General features: G+C 46.4%; 14 protein-coding genes. 12 read left to right on the top strand and 2 right to left on the bottom strand.

Going from position 1 to position 16,348, the window contains the following annotated elements; genetic code table 11:
- The first annotated feature begins 4 nt into the window (after positions 1 to 4).
- From P7M01_RS01985 to pgi, 10 genes are all read left to right on the top strand, one after another.
- A complete protein-coding gene (locus P7M01_RS01985) occupies positions 5 to 820 on the top strand; it encodes a SirB1 family protein (protein WP_202937604.1) in 816 nt (271 codons plus the stop codon).
- Positions 821 to 857: 37 nt separating this feature from the next.
- Positions 858 to 1,712: a 3-deoxy-8-phosphooctulonate synthase gene (gene kdsA, locus P7M01_RS01980; protein ID WP_317482866.1), complete on the top strand. Its 855-nt coding sequence runs from the start codon at positions 858 to 860 to the stop codon at positions 1,710 to 1,712.
- 94 nt (positions 1,713 to 1,806) lie between these two features.
- Positions 1,807 to 2,748 carry a 2-hydroxyacid dehydrogenase gene (locus tag P7M01_RS01975; RefSeq protein ID WP_317482865.1) on the top strand — a complete coding sequence of 314 codons (942 nt, stop codon included), beginning with the start codon at positions 1,807 to 1,809 and terminating at the stop codon, positions 2,746 to 2,748.
- Positions 2,748 to 3,965 carry a lipoprotein-releasing ABC transporter permease subunit gene (locus P7M01_RS01970; RefSeq protein WP_317482864.1) on the top strand — a complete coding sequence of 406 codons (1,218 nt, stop codon included), beginning with the start codon at positions 2,748 to 2,750 and terminating at the stop codon, positions 3,963 to 3,965. The genes P7M01_RS01975 and P7M01_RS01970 overlap by 1 nt, the downstream gene beginning before the upstream one ends.
- Before the next feature lie 96 nt (positions 3,966 to 4,061).
- Positions 4,062 to 4,745: a lipoprotein-releasing ABC transporter ATP-binding protein LolD gene (gene lolD, locus P7M01_RS01965; protein ID WP_202937600.1), complete on the top strand. Its 684-nt coding sequence runs from the start codon at positions 4,062 to 4,064 to the stop codon at positions 4,743 to 4,745.
- Between the two features lie 3 nt (positions 4,746 to 4,748).
- A complete protein-coding gene (gene lolE / locus P7M01_RS01960; protein ID WP_317482863.1) occupies positions 4,749 to 5,987 on the top strand; it encodes a lipoprotein-releasing ABC transporter permease subunit LolE in 1,239 nt (412 codons plus the stop codon).
- Positions 5,988 to 6,177: 190 nt separating this feature from the next.
- Positions 6,178 to 7,263 carry a 3-deoxy-7-phosphoheptulonate synthase AroG gene (gene aroG / locus P7M01_RS01955; RefSeq protein ID WP_317477369.1) on the top strand — a complete coding sequence of 362 codons (1,086 nt, stop codon included), beginning with the start codon at positions 6,178 to 6,180 and terminating at the stop codon, positions 7,261 to 7,263.
- 130 nt (positions 7,264 to 7,393) lie between these two features.
- Positions 7,394 to 8,812 (top strand): replicative DNA helicase, encoded by a 1,419-nt coding sequence (locus P7M01_RS01950; RefSeq protein ID WP_317477370.1) that lies wholly within the window; start codon positions 7,394 to 7,396, stop codon positions 8,810 to 8,812.
- Between the two features lie 84 nt (positions 8,813 to 8,896).
- Entirely contained in the window at positions 8,897 to 9,973 is a 1,077-nt protein-coding gene (gene alr, locus P7M01_RS01945) for an alanine racemase (RefSeq protein ID WP_317480958.1), read from the top strand.
- Between the two features lie 105 nt (positions 9,974 to 10,078).
- Positions 10,079 to 11,728 (top strand): glucose-6-phosphate isomerase, encoded by a 1,650-nt coding sequence (gene pgi / locus P7M01_RS01940; RefSeq protein WP_317480959.1) that lies wholly within the window; start codon positions 10,079 to 10,081, stop codon positions 11,726 to 11,728.
- Between the two features lie 76 nt (positions 11,729 to 11,804).
- Here the strand turns inward: pgi and P7M01_RS01935 are convergent, their stop codons facing one another.
- Together P7M01_RS01935 and P7M01_RS01930 are read right to left on the bottom strand one after the other, a co-directional pair.
- Entirely contained in the window at positions 11,805 to 12,548 is a 744-nt protein-coding gene (locus tag P7M01_RS01935) for a carbonic anhydrase (RefSeq protein WP_317482862.1), read from the bottom strand.
- A gap of 211 nt (positions 12,549 to 12,759) precedes the next feature.
- Positions 12,760 to 13,932: an MFS transporter gene (locus tag P7M01_RS01930; RefSeq protein ID WP_317477373.1), complete on the bottom strand. Its 1,173-nt coding sequence runs from the start codon at positions 13,930 to 13,932 to the stop codon at positions 12,760 to 12,762.
- Positions 13,933 to 14,038: 106 nt separating this feature from the next.
- On the opposite strand from P7M01_RS01930, the gene folP reads away from it, so the two are divergent.
- Both folP and glmM read left to right on the top strand, forming a co-directional pair.
- Positions 14,039 to 14,866, top strand: a complete 828-nt coding sequence (folP, locus tag P7M01_RS01925; RefSeq protein WP_317482861.1) for a dihydropteroate synthase — start codon at positions 14,039 to 14,041, stop codon at positions 14,864 to 14,866.
- A gap of 79 nt (positions 14,867 to 14,945) precedes the next feature.
- Entirely contained in the window at positions 14,946 to 16,280 is a 1,335-nt protein-coding gene (glmM, locus tag P7M01_RS01920; RefSeq protein ID WP_202937592.1) for a phosphoglucosamine mutase, read from the top strand.
- Positions 16,281 to 16,348: the final 68 nt, after the last annotated feature.

The raw sequence follows: 16,348 nt of genomic DNA, 5'->3' as shown, positions 1-16,348 counted from the left end.
ATTGATGAAATACGATAAAACCGTACTTTACCGCGAAATGGAAAGCTTTTATTTAACCACGACGGAAGATGAAGGTGACGATTTGCGTACCGTTCGGAGCATAATGGGCGGATTGGTTCGCAAAGCGCGTAAAGCGATTCCCGCCGAGGATAACGTAAAAGAGAAAATTCATAAATTGCTGCAATTAATGTACGGCGATTGGGGATTTTATTGCGATCGCGAAACCTATTTCCGGGCGGAAAATTTATACCTAAGCTATGTTTTGCGCACCAAACAAGGCATGCCCGTCAGTCTTGGTTGCATTTTGCTGTATTTGGCGGAAAAACTGGATTTACCGATCTATCCCGTATTGTTTCCGACTCAGCTGATTTTGCGGGCGGATGTAGAGGGGGAAACGGCATTTATTGATCCGTGGAACGGCAACTATGTCAGTCGGGACGATTTACAAAAGCTGTATCAAGGGGCTTTCGGTTTTGGCGCGACATTAACGGCGGAGGATTTGGCGATTGCCGATCCGAAAGAATTAACGGAACGTTTTGCCCAGTTGGCGAAGAGCACCTTAATTCGTGAAGAACTGAATTCTGCGGCGCTGAAATATATTGAAAGCCGGTTACGTTGGAAAAAAATAGTCAACAAATCGGAGGATCCGTACGAACGTCGGGATCGCGGATTGGTGCTGGCACAGATGGGCGCCTATCATGCGGCAGTGGAAGATTTACAGTTTTTTGTGGAGCACTGCCCGGATGACCCGACGGCCTATATGTTAATGGCTCAGTTGCCGGAAATGAAAAAAGAAATCAGCGGCGAGTTGTTGAATTAATCAAGGTGATAAGCTCACTTTTACCCAAGGAAAAATTATGACCAATAAAATTGTAAAAATCGGCAATATCAATGTGGCAAACGACAAACCGTTCGTGCTGTTCGGCGGCATGAACGTATTGGAAAGTCGCGATATGGCAATGCAGGTGTGCGAAAAATACGTAGAAGTGACCAATAAACTCGGAGTGCCTTACGTATTTAAAGCTTCTTTTGACAAAGCAAACCGTTCGTCCATTCATTCTTACCGCGGCCCCGGCATGGACGAAGGGTTGAAAATCTTCCGGGATTTGAAAGAAACCTTCGGTGTGAAAATTATTACCGACGTACATGAAATTTATCAATGTCAGCCGGTTGCCGAAGTCGTGGATGTGATTCAGCTGCCGGCATTTCTGGCCCGTCAAACGGATTTAGTGGAAGCCATGGCACGAACCGGCGCCGTGATTAACGTGAAAAAACCGCAATTTTTAAGCCCGGGACAAATGGGCAATATCGTGGAAAAAATCGAAGAATGCGGTAACGATAAAGTGATTTTGTGCGATCGCGGCGCTAATTTCGGTTATGACAATCTGGTCGTGGATATGTTGGGTTTCGGCGTAATGAAAAAAGTGTCAAAAGGCTGCCCGGTGATTTTTGACGTAACTCATTCGTTGCAATGCCGTGATCCGTTCGGCGCTGCGTCCGGCGGTCGTCGCGAACAGGTGACGGAGTTGGCGCGGGCAGGTATGGCGGTGGGTATTGCCGGCTTATTTTTGGAAGCGCATCCGGATCCGAACAACGCGAAATGCGACGGTCCGTCAGCCTTGCCGTTGTCGGCGCTGGAAGGCTTCGTCAGTCAAATGAAAGCCATTGACGACTTAGTGAAATCTTTTCCGGAATTAGATACCTCTAAATAACTTCAAAGTGCGGTCAAAATTTTCGCTGTTTTTTTGACCGCACTTTGCCTTTATCGAATTCCGGCTACAATCTTTTGAAGCCAAGGAGAAAAGCATGAAAATCGTGTTTCTTGACAGCACGGCGTTGCCTAAGCACCTGCCCATTCCGCGGCCGGATTTTCCCCACGAATGGGTGGAATATGAAACGACTGTGGCGGAACAGACGTTCGAACGCGCCAAAGACGCGGATATTATCATTACCAGCAAAGTGGTGTTTAAACGCGAATTACTACAACGATTGCCTCAATTAAAGCTGATTGCCTTAACGGCGACGGGAACGAACAATATTGATTTGGCGGCGGCCAAAGAATTGGGTATCGTGGTAAAAAATGTCGCCGGTTATTCCTCCGTTACCGTGCCGGAACATGTGCTGGGTTTGATTTTTTCTTTAAAACATAGTCTGCATTTGTGGTATCGCGATCAGCTGGAAGGCAAATGGGCGGACAGCAAACAATTTTGTTATTTCGATTATCCGATGCAAGATATACGCGGCGCCACGTTGGGCGTGGTCGGCAAAGGCAATTTAGGTTCCGAAGTCGGAAGATTAGCTGAAGCCTTAGGCATGCGCGTGCTTTATGCGGAACATAAAAACGCCGCCGTTTGCCGTGAAGGTTACACGCCGTTTTTCGATGTGTTGGCGCAATCGGATATTGTCACGTTGCATTGTCCGTTAACTTCGGAAACTGAAAATCTGATTAACCGGGAAACCCTGTCACATTTCAAGCCGAGTGCGTTTTTGATTAACACGGGCCGAGGTCCTTTAGTGGATGAACAGGCTTTATTGAATGCGCTGCAAACGGGAAAACTAGCCGGTGCAGCGTTGGATGTGCTGGCGAAAGAACCGCCGGAAAAGGATAATCCGTTGATAGTTGCCGCGAAAACCTTACCGAATTTAATCGTCACGCCGCATGTTGCCTGGGCGTCCGACAGCGCCGTGACGACCTTAGTTAACAAAGTGCGGGAAAATTTAGAAGAGTTTTTTAGAACAGGGAAATAATGAATTTAGGCATTTCTCTTTTTATCGCTTTACGTTATTGGCGGGCGAAAAGTGCGGATCGTTTTGGCCGCTTGGTCACGAATTTAGCCAGCGCCGGCATTGTGCTGGGCGTGATGGCGTTGATTATCGTACTTTCGGTGATGAACGGTTTGGAACAGTACCAGAAAAAACAAGTGCTGTCCGACATTCCCCATGCGATTGTGATGCCGAAGGACGAAGCGCGCATTCCGCGCAATGAAAACCGGAATGAAACGTTTCGGGCATATTTGTCAGAAAATAAAAATATTCTGCAAAACGTTACCTTGATTAACACCACTAATGTTATTTATCAAACGGTAAACGGCGTCAGCGCCGGACAAGTCATCGGCGTGCAAAGTCCGACCGACGATAAACTGTTGTCATACCTGAACAAAACGCAATTCGACAGCCTGCTGCCCGAAGGCGAATTTAAGCTGATTATCGGTTCGCAACTGGCGAAAAAATTAAACGTCGGAATCGGCGATAGAGTGCGGTTGATGCTAACCGAGAATAGCCAATATACGCCTTTCGGACGCGTGCCGGCGCAGCGTTTATTTAGGGTAAGCGAGATTTATTTTGCGGAAAACGAAGTGTCGGGCTTCGAAAGTTTCGCTAATATTGCGGACATCGGGCGTTTAATGCGGATTAAGCCGGAAGAAGTGCAGGGCATGCGTTTGTTCTTAAAAGATCCGTTCCAAATTACCGAATTGCCCCGAATTTTCCCTGAAAATCAATGGAAAATCGTCGATTGGCGCACACAAAAAGGCGAATTTTTCCAGGCGGTACGTATGGAAAAAAATATGATGGGTTTATTGATTAGCCTGATTATCATGGTTGCGGTGTCAAATATCATTACATCGCTCAGCCTGATGGTGATAGATAAACAGGGCGAAATCGCCATTTTACAGACTCAGGGTTTAACTAAACGTCAGGTGCGTTGGATTTTTATCTTACAGGGTTTGCTTGTCGGAGCGGTCGGAACCGTTATCGGCGCCGTTTTAGGCGGACTTATTACTTTGAATCTTGATACGATTTTAAATTTCATCAATCCGACGGGCGTATTTTTACCGACGGAAATCAGCATAACGCAAGTGGCGGTTATCGTCGCATTTTCTTTGGGATTGGCGTTATTGTCGACAATTTATCCGGCGTATCGCGCAAGTAAGGTCGAACCTGCGGAAGCGCTTCGGTATGAATAAGTGCGGTCAAAAATTGACATGTTTTTGAATATCCGTCCAATGTATAAAACTCAGCCGCCGTCGGCGAAATTAGGATTGGATTAAATAGAAAATAAAATGAACAATACATTATTAAACTGCAAAAATATCACCAAATATTACACCGAAGGCACGACTCAAACCCAAGTGCTGAAAGACGTGTCTTTTTCTTTGGATGAAAAAGAATTGGTAGCGATTGTCGGCAGTTCGGGGTCGGGCAAAAGTACTTTATTACACACTTTGGGCGGGCTTGATCAGCCCACCGGCGGAGAGGTGTTCATTAAAGGTCAGTCCTTACAAAAAGCGACGCCGGATCAATTAGCCAAATTGCGCAATCAATACCTTGGCTTCGTGTACCAATTTCATCATTTGATGGCGGATTTTACCGCATTGGAAAACGTGTTAATGCCGATGCTGATCGCGAACCGAAATAAAACGGAAGCCCGCGATCGCGCTGAAAAAATGCTGCAGTCGGTGGGATTATCACACAGAATTTCTCATAAACCGTCCGCACTTTCCGGCGGCGAACGGCAGCGGGTGGCGATAGCCCGGGCGTTGGTGAATAACCCTGCGTTAGTGTTAGCGGACGAACCGACGGGGAATTTGGATCGCAAAACCACGGAAAGTATTTTCGAACTGATTCAACAACTTAATCGCGAACAAGGCATTGCATTTTTATTGGTTACCCATGATTTGCAGCTGGCGGAAAAATTACAGCGTCGCATGATTATGCAGGACGGCGTATTGCGCGCGGAGTCATAACGGATGAACACCCCATTTTTTATCAGCTGGCGCTATCAGCGGGCTAAACAGAAGAATCGATTGGTTTCTCTGATTTCCTTTTTTTCCACCTTGGGCATTGCCTTGGGCGTGATGGTGCTGATTTTAGGTTTAAGTGCGATGAACGGCTTTGAACGGGAACTCAATAACCGGATTTTAGCGGTGGTTCCTCATGGGGAAATTACTGGCGCCGACGAACATAGCGTTCGAGACGCGGATTTACTGGAAAAACGGTTGCAAGCCGTGCCGCAGATTCAGGGTGTTTCGCCTTTTATTTCTTTTACCGCATTAATTGAAAACGGCGCCAAAATGAAAGTGGTTCAGGTAAAGGGCGTAGATAAAAAAACGCAGGACCAAGTCAGTTCGTTGGGCAAATTCGTGTTGAATAACGGATGGACGAATTTTGAGAAAAACGGCGGATTAGTGTTGGGTTATGCCATTGCCAGGGAATTGGATGTGCAGGAAGGAGACTGGGTCACCTTATTAATTTCGCAGAACAATGGTGACGAAATGGCGCAACCCAGCCGCGAACGTATTCAGGTCAGCGGTATTTTACGTTTGGACGGTCAGCTCGATCACAGCTATGCGTTAATGTCTAAAGCCCAGGCGCAGGCCTTTCTAGGGTTGACGGCAAATCAGGTTTCGGGCGTGGAAATAAAAGTGCAAAATCCGTTCCGCATGCAGGATATGGATTATTCTTCCCTGAATGATTATCCTCAGCTGTTGAATCTGCAAAACTGGCAGTCGAAATTCGGTTATATGTATCGCGACATTCAACTGATTCGCACGGTAATGTATATCGCCATGGTGTTGGTGATCGGTGTGGCCTGTTTCAACATTGTTTCCACATTGATTATGGCGGTGAAGGATAAAGCGGGCGACATCGCCATTATGCGCACTTTGGGCGCCAACAGCGCTTTTATTAAACGCATTTTTATCTGGTACGGTTTACTGGCGGGCATGAAAGGTTGTTTGATCGGCATCGTGCTCGGCATATTTTTTGCCTTAAATCTGACCGCACTTATTCAAGGACTGGAAAAACTTATCGGTCATAAATTGTTGTCCGACGGTATTTATTTTGTCGATTTCTTACCGAGCGAATTGCATTGGCAGGATGTCGTGCTGGTTTTAGTGGCGGCATTGGTGCTGAGCCTGATTGCCAGTTTATATCCCGCCGGTCGGGCGGCGAAATTACAGCCCGCACAAATTTTAAGCGGATATTAGGGAGAGCTCTTTGAACTAGTTTACTAGTGCATAAATAAGTGATACATTGATGATGTTTAACGATTGCACCCGTAAAAGTGCGGTCAAAAAAATGAACATTTTTTTAAATCGGTTTTTCACATCATGCAATGCCGCAGACAAATCTATCCTGCATTGCTGATAAATTTGATTCGTAAGAGAGTTGATTATCATGGTTAAAAAACAAAACGAAATCCGCATTGCCAACGATGACACCCGCATTGCAAAAATTGAACAATTACTGCCGCCGGTGGCGTTGTTGGAAAAATATCCGGCCAGCGAACAAGCCGTTAAAACCGTCAGAACCGCTCGTCGCTACGCCCATGAAATTATTCATGGCGAGGACGACCGCCTGCTTGTGGTGATTGGTCCTTGCTCCATTCATGACACCAAGGCGGCGCTGGAATATGCCAACCGTTTAAAACCGTTGCGCGATAAATACAAAAACACGTTGGAAATCATCATGCGCGTATACTTTGAAAAACCGCGCACCACGGTGGGCTGGAAAGGGTTAATTAACGATCCGTATCTGGACGATACTTATGCCTTAAACGACGGTTTGCGCATGGGACGCAAATTATTGTCCGATATTAATGATCTCGGTTTACCGACCGCCGGCGAGTTTTTAGATATGATTACTCCGCAATATGTAGCGGATTTCATGAGCTGGGGCGCAATCGGCGCACGTACCACGGAATCTCAGGTTCATCGCGAATTGGCTTCCGGCTTGTCTTGCGCCGTCGGTTTCAAAAACGGCACGAACGGCAGTGTGAAAATTGCGTTAGACGCGATTGGCGCGGCAGAAGCGTCTCACCATTTTCTGTCCGTAACCAAATTCGGACATTCCGCCATTGTTTCCACCAAAGGAAATAACGACTGTCACATCATTTTACGCGGCGGTGATCGCGGCACCAATTATGACGCGGAAAGCGTTGCCGCAGTCTGTAAAAATATCGAGAAAACCGGGCGCATTCCTCATGTCATGATTGATTTCAGCCACGCCAACAGCAGTAAACAATTCAAAAAACAAATGGACGTGTGCAAAGACGTGAGCGAGCAAATTGCCAACGGCTCAACCCAAATTTTCGGCGTCATGGTGGAAAGCCATTTGGTCGAAGGCCGCCAGGATTTACAACCCGGCAAAGAACTGACTTACGGTCAAAGCATTACTGACGCCTGCATCGGTTGGGAAGATACGGAACTGTTGCTTCAACAACTTTCCGATGCCGTCGCGGCAAGACGTAAAGTGAACGGTTAACTCGGCACAATAAAAGTGCGGTGAAAAATTTACAGATTTTTGACCGCACTTTTTCTTTTTGGCCCTTAAATTTGCGCTAAATTTAGCGTATCATTACCCGTAATTTTCAATTCATCCAATCCGATAATTTATGGCTCGTCAACCTTCACAATATTTACCGCAGGAACGCGATCAACAAACCGCGCAAGTGGCTATGCCGCCGCATTCCATTGAAGCCGAACAGGCGGTGCTGGGCGCAATTATGCTGAACAACCGGCATTGGGAAAATGTGGTGGAACGCGTAATTGCCGATGATTTTTATCTTGCGGCCCATCGCATTATTTTCCAGGAAATGGAAAACTTGACCCGTCAAAATCAACCTATCGATTTATTGACGTTGGATCAAGCGCTTAAAAACAAAGGCATTATTGAAGATGTGGGCGGATTCGCTTATCTGGCGGAATTATCCAAAAATACGCCAAGTGCGGCGAATATTAACGCTTATTCCGATATCGTACGGGAAAAAGCGATTCTGCGCGATTTAATCGGGGTGAGTAACAACATCGCCCAGCGCGCTTATTCGCCGAAAGGAAAGGACGTCAAGGAAATTCTCGATGAAGCGGAACGGGATGTGTTCACCATTGCGGAAAAACGCACCACGCAAAATGAAGGTCCGGAAAACGTGGTCAATATTTTGGAGCGCACGATCACCAAAATCGAAACGCTGAAAGCCATGGGCGCCGGCAATAACGGAATTACGGGCGTGACCACCGGATTTGTGGATTTAGACAAGAAAACCGCGGGATTGCAACCGTCGGACTTAATTATTGTGGCGGCGCGTCCGTCTATGGGAAAAACCACTTTTGCCATGAATCTGTGTGAAAACGCGGCAATGGCAAGCGATAAACCGGTGCTGATTTTTAGTCTTGAAATGCCGGCGGATCAAATCATGATGCGTACTTTGGCGTCACTTTCCCGCGTAGATCAAACCGCTATCCGTACGGGGCAAATTGAAGACGACGGCGATTGGGCAAAAATTTCCAGCACCGTGGCGTTGCTCAGTGAAAAATCCAATATGTACATCGATGATTCCGCTGGATTAACGCCGACGGAATTACGTTCCCGCGCTCGTCGGGTATATCGCGAGCGAGGAGGATTAAGCCTGATTATGGTGGATTATCTGCAATTGATGCGGGCGCCGGGATTTGATAACCGAACCCTTGAAATCGCCGAAATTTCCCGCTCGTTGAAAGCGCTGGCAAAAGAATTGGAAGTGCCCGTTGTGGCGTTGTCACAATTAAACCGAACCCTGGAAAACCGCACCGATAAACGCCCGGTGAATTCCGATTTGCGTGAATCCGGTTCCATTGAACAGGACGCGGATTTAATTATGTTTATTTACCGTGACGAGGTGTATCACGAAACCACGGAAGAAAATAAAAACGTGGCGGAAATTATTATCGGTAAACAGCGTAACGGCCCGATTGGGCGGGTACGTTTAACCTTCCAGGGACGGTATTCGCGCTTTGACAACTATGCGGGCGCTTTACCTTTTGACGACAATTATTAGAAAATACTTTCGAAACCCAAAGTGCGGTGAAAAAATTCATCGTTTTTTGACCGCACTTTAATCCATATGAAAACAGAAGAAAACATGAAACCAGCAACAGCCAAAATCAGTTCGGTCGCTCTGAAACATAATCTTAAGTTAATCCATCAAAAAGCGCCCGACAGCAAAATGATCGCCATCGTCAAAGCCAACGCCTACGGACACGGCGTAGAATTTGTAGCGTCAACCCTGGAGGAGCAAGTGGACGGTTTCGGCGTGGCGCGCATTGAAGAAGCCTTGACTTTGCGTTCGAAAGGCATTATTAAGCCGATTTTATTGCTGGAAGGCTTTTTCTCAGCGAAAGATTTGCCGATTATCGCCGTGAATAATATTCAAACCGTGGTGCACAACCGAGAACAGTTGGAGGCGTTAAAACAGGCGAAATTACCGAATCCGGTTAAAGTTTGGTTAAAAATTGATACGGGCATGCATCGTTTGGGCGTCGCGTTGGACGAAGTGGATGAATATGTCGACGAGCTGAAAAAATGCCCGAACGTGGATTCGCAATTAGGTTTTGTCAGCCATTTCAGCCGTGCCGACGAGTTGGATTCCGATTATACTCAAATCCAGCTGAACCGTTTTTTACAGGCAACGGAAGGTAAAGCGGGCGCTCGTTGTATTGCGGCTTCCGGCGGTATTTTATTTTGGCCGGATTCTCACCTTGAATGGATTCGTCCCGGCATTATTATGTACGGCGTTTCACCCACGGATACGCCGAGTTCCGAATTCGGTCTGATTCCGGTCATGACGCTGACTTCATCGTTAATCGCCGTCCGTCGGCATAAAGCGGGCGAGCCGGTCGGATACGGCGGAACCTGGGTAAGCGAGAAAGAGACCAAAATCGGTGTGATTGCCATTGGTTACGGCGACGGCTATCCGCGCAATATTCCCGACGGTACGCCGGTGTACGTTAACGGACGCATCGTGCCGATTGTAGGACGGGTTTCTATGGACATGATTACGGTGGATTTAGGAATGGATTGTACGGATAAAGTAGGCGACGAAGTCATTCTGTGGGGCAAAGAATTACCCATCGAAACCGTGGCGAAACACATGGGCATGTTAAGCTATGAGTTAATGACAAAACTGACGCCGCGCGTATTGACCGAATATGTTGATTAACGCACGTGAGATTATCGGTAAAATCCGTATCCGTTTAAGTTATAAGATGTTACTATCGTGACAAATCCGGTTTTCAATTTAATCCAACTCGAAAAGGAAAATACTATGCAAAATATTAATCCGACGAAAACAGCGGCATGGAACGCATTAGAGAAACACAAAGCCGAATTGGCGAGCTCGACGATTCAGGATCTTTTTCAACAGGAATCCAATCGTTTTGCGGATTATTCATTAACGTTCAATGATGAAATTCTGGTGGATTATTCTAAAAATAAGATCACCCGGGAAACCTTAAAATTATTACGTCAATTAGCGCAGGAATGCGCTTTGGACGAAGCCAAAGAAGCCATGTTCAGCGGACAAAAAATCAACCGAACGGAAAATCGTGCCGTATTGCATACCGCCTTACGTAACCGTTCGAACAATCCGGTGCTGGTTGACGGCAAAGATGTGATGCCGGAAGTGAATGAAGTTCTGGCAAAAATGAAAGCGTTCAGCGAACGAGTGATTTCCGGCGAATGGAAAGGCTACACCGGCAAAGCCATTACCGATGTGGTGAATATCGGTATCGGCGGTTCTGACTTAGGCCCTTACATGGTGACCGAAGCGCTGCGTCCGTATAAAAATCATTTAACCATGCATTTCGTTTCCAATGTTGACGGTACGCATATTGCGGAAGTATTCAAGAAAATTAATCCTGAAACCACTTTATTTTTAGTGGCGTCAAAAACCTTCACTACCCAGGAAACCATGACTAATGCGAAATCCGCTCGTGATTGGTTCCTGGCTGCGGCAAAAGACGAAAAACACGTGGCGAAACATTTTGCGGCGCTTTCGACCAATGGGACGGAAGTGGCAAAATTCGGTATCGACACCGACAATATGTTCGGTTTCTGGGATTGGGTCGGCGGACGTTATTCGTTATGGTCGGCTATCGGTCTTTCCATTATCCTTTCCGTGGGTTTTGAAAACTTCGAAGCCTTACTAAGCGGTGCGCATGAAATGGACAAACATTTCCGCAATACGCCGATTGAGCAAAATATTCCGACCACACTTGCATTAGTGGGTTTATGGAACACCAATTTCCAAGGCGCGCAAACCGAAGCCATTTTGCCTTACGACCAATATTTACACCGTTTTGCCGCCTATTTCCAACAAGGCAATATGGAATCCAACGGTAAATACGTGGATCGTAACGGCAATGTCATCGGCAATTATCAAACCGGACCGATTATTTGGGGCGAGCCTGGAACCAACGGCCAACACGCGTTCTATCAATTAATTCATCAGGGAACGACGTTAATTCCTTGCGATTTCATCGCACCGGCGAAAAGCCATAATCCGCTGGCGGATCACCATAACAAACTGTTGTCTAACTTCTTTGCTCAAACGGAAGCGCTGGCATTTGGCAAAACCAAAGAAACGGTGGAAGAAGAGTTTTTGAAAGCAGGTAAAACCTTAGAAGAAGTTAAAGAGGTGGTGCCGTTTAAAGTCTTTACCGGCGACAAACCGACCAATTCCATCCTGTTACGGGAAATCACGCCGTTCAGCTTGGGTGCATTGATTGCCTTGTATGAGCACAAAATTTTCGTGCAAGGTGTGATTTTCAACATCTTCAGTTTCGACCAATGGGGCGTGGAATTGGGCAAACAACTGGCGAATCGCATTCTGCCGGAATTAGCCGGAGATGAAACCGTTACCGGCCACGACAGCTCAACAAACGGTTTAATCAACCGATTCAAGGCATGGCGTTAAACTAATCCTTAGGATATAAAAAGTGCGGTCAAAAAATTCGTTGTTTTTTGACCGCACTTTTGTTTTTATCAATCAATTATTTTTCTTGAATGATCAAACGGGAGTTGATCGGTTGTATCGGACGATTGTTATGACCAACCATGGCTTCTATCGCTTGAATTTGCGCCGGACCGGCTTCGACCGGTGTTTCAAGAATGACCCAAGTGACCCCTTCGGTACAAGGCGGCGTAGTCAGCGAACCGTTTAAACGCAAATGGGTGGATTTTTTCGGTAATAACCCCTGAATGTCCGACGGTTGCTGCAGAGTAACGGATTCACCGCTTTTTAACGACTGCCGCACAATCGGCGCCAATGCCGGATTGTCTTTCCCCGCTTTAAAAATTACCGCCAAGACGGCAAGCTCACCTTGCGAAGATTGATGAACAAAATGGGCTTCCATAGGGAAATGTTGTTCTTTAAATGTGTGCTCACTCGGCGTATGGAAATGAAATTGTTTCAGCATAAAAGTTTTGTCATCGATACGGATAGACGGCGATTGATCAATATTGGATGCCTGTAATGTATGTCCGTTGTTTTCCAGTTTAAGCGAAAGTGCCGGATAACTGATTTTTAAATCCTGACGTTGAACGGGAATAGATTTCGAAATGTTCACGGGCGATTGATTTTTACCGATTTTGCAGGTAATAAACTCCTGGCTTAACTCTCCCCAATTCTCAGGATTACCTTGCCCTGAATACCCCCAATGATGATGCCCCTGTGCGGCATAAAGGGGGAGTGAGATAAAAATGCTCATGGATAACAGGAAACGGAATGACTTCATAATATTCTCCTTAGTGACAAATGAGAAAAGGGCAAAAGCTCTAAAAAACGTAGGGCATTATAGTAAGAAATCATTTTCATCGGAGTATTGATTTCAATCAATAGTTCAGGGATTAGCTTAAGTTTTACTAAAAATCCGCGCTAAAGTGCGGTGAAATTTTTGTGTATTTTTATTTCATTTGTATTGATAAGCGGACAGATTGTCATCGCCGTTAAACGGATTTGACTTTCCACATACAGTAAAAACTGATCAGCACAATCACCACCGACAGATAAAATACCGAGCTGTATCCCCAATGTTCCGCAATGAGCCCGGCAAGCGGACCGCCTAAAATCCAACTGCCTTTTGCCGCATTTCCGAATAAAGTGGTGGCGGCGCCCATTTGGCGCGGCATAAGGTCCTGAAAATAAACCATGCCGAGCGTAGCGATAATGCCGATAAAAACGGCGTTTAAAACTTGCAACGCAACAAGCTGCCAGGCTTCATGCAGAAAAAGCAAGAGCAAATTAAAGGCGAAACCGGATAAAAGTGCGGTCAAAATTAAGACCTTTTTTCGGAAAAACTTAGTGAGATAACCGCCGATCAGCATGACGGGAATTTCCAGACCGGCGGCCGTTCCCATTAGCGTTCCCGCCAGACTTTCCGGCAAATGCAGTTCGTGAATGCTGTATAACGGCATAGAAATCATATACATACTGTTGCACATCCACATCAGAAAACAGGCTGTGAACAAATAAATAACGGATTGACGGTTATTGGTCGGTGCGCTGATTGGCGCGGATTCGGTTTTCAGAATTTGCTTTCGGCTGATTTTGGGCAACATGGTGGCGGTTAACAGCGCGCACAGTAAAAATGCCAGTCCCGCCACCAGATACATATAGTGAAATCCCCAATTCAGCGCGATAGCGAACGAAACCGGCGGACCGATAATCCACGCCAGTGAAATTTGGGTACGCATAATAGTGGTGAACATTACCGCTTCCCGTTGGCTGTGTTCCGCATATTCGCGGGCGAACGCGAAAGATTGCGGATTGGAGGACGAACCCAATCCCAGAAAGAAGGTGCCGAGAAACGCCAGCACGTAATAATTCCGGTTGAAAGCGAAAATAAGACTGCCGAAAATAGCGATTAAGCAGCAGCCGATGATAATTTTCCGGCGATCGTCCTGTTTATCGGAATAACGGGCGACCATTTGGCTGATCAAGATTCCCATGATTGCATTGACGGCATAAAAAATGCCCACCATCAAAGGAGAAACCTGAATTTCCCGCGATAAAAACAGGCTGAGCGTCGGCATTTGGAAGGCTGAGGCCGTGCCGGTTAAAAACGCAATCAGCAGAAAAGCGAAGGCAACAAGATTGGCCGGTTTGTGATGTACTTGCATAATGAAACCGAATGAACAAAAGTGCGGTCATTTTAACGCAAATTTTTGTGCGCCTACAGCGGAATTCCGTTATAATCGGCATGCGTTTATCTAGGTAAGGCAGAAAATGAAACTTCAAGCAAACGGTAAAGTCTTAGATTTATCCCAACCGCAAATTATGGGAATTTTGAATTTTACACCGGATTCTTTTTCAGATAGCGGAAAATTTTTCAGTTTAGACAAGGCGCTGGTTCAAGTAGATAAAATGCTGAATGAAGGGGCGGCAATTATCGATATCGGTGGTGAGTCTACCCGTCCGATGGCGGACGAAGTCAGCGAGCAGGAAGAGATTGATCGCGTCATTCCCGTTGTGGAAGCCGTGCGTCAGCGTTTCGATTGCTGGATTTCGGTGGATACGTCAAAAGCGGCGGTTATGCGGGAATCGGCGAAAGCGGGGATGGATATGATTAATGATATTCGGGCTCTGCAGGAACCGAACGCATTGGAAACCGCAGCGGAACTGGCGTTGCCGACCTGTATTATGCACATGCAGGGGCAACCCCGTACCATGCAGGCTGCGCCGCAATATGACAATGTGGTGGAAGAGGTATTGCAATTTTTGCAAAATCGGACCGCACTTTGTTTAAAAGCGGGAATGAAGAATGAAAACATTATTTGGGATGTCGGCTTTGGCTTTGGTAAAACCGTTGGCCATAATTACCGATTATTGCAACAATCCGCCCGTTTTGCGGTGCACGGTTATCCGGTTTTAGCCGGACTTTCGCGCAAATCCATGATTGGTGCGGTATTGGATAAACCCGTTGATCGGCGCGTTATCGGAAGTGTGACCTGCGCATTGCTTGCGGCTCAAAACGGCGCAACGATTTTGCGCGTTCACGATGTGGCGGAAACCGCTGACGCATTGAAAATCTGGCAGGCGACGGTCAATGCATAATGGATTTTATCGTCAAAAATAACACATTAAAATTTTAACCGGTGGTTTTCCACCTTTTTCTAAATAAGGAATAAAAAACATGGCAGAACGTAAATATTTCGGTACTGACGGCGTGCGCGGTAAAGTGGGTACGTTTCCGATTACACCTGATTTCGCATTAAAATTGGGCTGGGCGGCAGGTAAAGTGCTGGCAACTCACGGCTCTAAAAAAGTGCTTATCGGAAAAGACACCCGTATTTCGGGTTATATGCTGGAATCCGCACTGGAAGCTGGTTTGACGGCAGCCGGTTTGTCCGCCGTCTTTGTCGGTCCGATGCCGACACCCGCGGTAGCTTATTTAACTCGCACTTTCCGTGCCGAAGCGGGCGTGGTGATTTCCGCCTCCCATAATCCCTATGACGATAACGGAATTAAGTTTTTCTCTGCCGAAGGGACTAAATTGCCGGATGATGTGGAAGAAGCCATAGAAGCTTTACTGGAACAACCGATGGATTGCGTGGAATCTGCCGATTTGGGGAAAGCCAGTCGGATTAATGATGCCGCCGGTCGTTATATTGAGTTCTGTAAAAGTACTTTCCCGACTTCATTAAGTCTGGAAGGTTATAAAATCGTCGTGGATTGCGCACATGGCGCCACTTATCATATCGCGCCAAGCGTATTACGCGAATTGGGTGCCGAAATTATTGAGATCGGCACCAAACCGAACGGGGTAAATATTAACGAAAAATGCGGCGCAACGGATATTAAAGCGTTGCAGGATAAAGTATTGGAAGTTGGGGCTGATGTAGGGCTGGCTTACGACGGTGACGGCGACCGCATTATGATGGTGGATCATTTAGGCAATAAAGTGGACGGTGACCAGATTCTTTATATTATCGCCCGCGAAACTTTGCGCGCCGGTCACTTAAAAGGCGGGGTCGTCGGAACCTTAATGAGTAATATGAGCCTTGAAATCGCCTTAAAGCAACTGGGTATTCCGTTCTTACGAGCCAACGTGGGTGATCGTTACGTATTGGAAAAAATGCAGGAAAACGGCTGGAAATTGGGTGGTGAAAATTCAGGTCATATTATTATTCTGGATAAAAACACCACCGGTGACGGTATTATCGCTTCATTAGCCGTATTAACCGCTATGGCTCAACATAAATTGAGCCTGCACGAGCTCACCGGCGCGGTAAAATTATTCCCTCAAGTGTTAATTAATGTTCGTTTTGACGGCGGTGAAAATCCGTTAAACAGCGAAAAAGTGAAAACCGTTGCAGCGGAAGTGGAGCAACGATTGGCGGGCAAAGGCCGTATTTTGTTACGTAAATCCGGTACGGAGCCGTTAATTCGTGTGATGGTTGAATGTGAAGACGCCGTTTTGGCGCAAAAATCGGCGGAGGAAATTGCCGAAGCGGTGAAAAACAGTTAAATTGTTCAAAAATTTAACAGTTGAAAAAGTGCGGTCGAAAAAGCACTTGTTTTGCTAAGAAAACTCGT

Source organism: Exercitatus varius (genome assembly GCF_029577735.1).
Classification (GTDB): Bacteria; Pseudomonadota; Gammaproteobacteria; order Enterobacterales; family Pasteurellaceae; genus Exercitatus; species Exercitatus varius.
The sequence above is the reverse complement of the archived record's forward strand: the minus strand, read 5'-3'. Positions and strand labels throughout refer to the sequence as shown.

Coding starts and splice junctions, on each gene's coding strand:
- P7M01_RS01985 (WP_202937604.1), top strand. CDS start 5: ATGAAATACGATAAAACCGTACTTTACCGCGAAATGGAAAGCTTTTAT.
- kdsA (WP_317482866.1), top strand. CDS start 858: ATGACCAATAAAATTGTAAAAATCGGCAATATCAATGTGGCAAACGAC.
- P7M01_RS01975 (WP_317482865.1), top strand. CDS start 1,807: ATGAAAATCGTGTTTCTTGACAGCACGGCGTTGCCTAAGCACCTGCCC.
- P7M01_RS01970 (WP_317482864.1), top strand. CDS start 2,748: ATGAATTTAGGCATTTCTCTTTTTATCGCTTTACGTTATTGGCGGGCG.
- lolD (WP_202937600.1), top strand. CDS start 4,062: ATGAACAATACATTATTAAACTGCAAAAATATCACCAAATATTACACC.
- lolE (WP_317482863.1), top strand. CDS start 4,749: ATGAACACCCCATTTTTTATCAGCTGGCGCTATCAGCGGGCTAAACAG.
- aroG (WP_317477369.1), top strand. CDS start 6,178: ATGGTTAAAAAACAAAACGAAATCCGCATTGCCAACGATGACACCCGC.
- P7M01_RS01950 (WP_317477370.1), top strand. CDS start 7,394: ATGGCTCGTCAACCTTCACAATATTTACCGCAGGAACGCGATCAACAA.
- alr (WP_317480958.1), top strand. CDS start 8,897: ATGAAACCAGCAACAGCCAAAATCAGTTCGGTCGCTCTGAAACATAAT.
- pgi (WP_317480959.1), top strand. CDS start 10,079: ATGCAAAATATTAATCCGACGAAAACAGCGGCATGGAACGCATTAGAG.
- P7M01_RS01935 (WP_317482862.1), bottom strand. CDS start 12,548: ATGAAGTCATTCCGTTTCCTGTTATCCATGAGCATTTTTATCTCACTC.
- P7M01_RS01930 (WP_317477373.1), bottom strand. CDS start 13,932: ATGCAAGTACATCACAAACCGGCCAATCTTGTTGCCTTCGCTTTTCTG.
- folP (WP_317482861.1), top strand. CDS start 14,039: ATGAAACTTCAAGCAAACGGTAAAGTCTTAGATTTATCCCAACCGCAA.
- glmM (WP_202937592.1), top strand. CDS start 14,946: ATGGCAGAACGTAAATATTTCGGTACTGACGGCGTGCGCGGTAAAGTG.